Source organism: Streptomyces sp. CHD11, assembly GCF_018638295.1.
Classification (GTDB): domain Bacteria; phylum Actinomycetota; class Actinomycetes; order Streptomycetales; family Streptomycetaceae; genus Streptomyces.
On the sequence record NZ_JABTTS010000159.1, the window covers coordinates 1 to 333 of the forward strand.

Sequence of the window (333 nt, forward strand, 5' to 3'; positions counted from 1 at the left end):
GGCCTCGCCGCCGCCACCGGCGACGGGGCGCGGATGCTCAACGTCGCCGTCTTCGGCGCCACCATCAGCTACGCCCTGATGTCGCTCTCCCACATCGTGCTGCGCCGCCGCGAGCCGGAGCTGCACCGGCCGTACCGCACGCCCGGCGGGGTGACGACCTCCTCGGTGGCGCTGACGCTGGCCTGCGCGGCGCTGGTGGCGACCTTCCTGGTCGACGTGGTGGCCGCCGTGATCGCCCTGGTGGTCTACGGAGTGGCGGTCGCGTACTTCGGCTTCTACAGCCGCCACCATCTGGTGGCGGAGGCTCCCGAGGAGGAGTTCGCCGCCCTGGCC

Annotated in this window: 1 pseudogene; it reads left to right on the plus strand. The window is 73.3% G+C overall.

What is annotated here, in order from left to right:
- Positions 1-333, plus strand: a pseudogene (locus tag HTV45_RS33580) (amino acid permease); the annotation flags it as partial.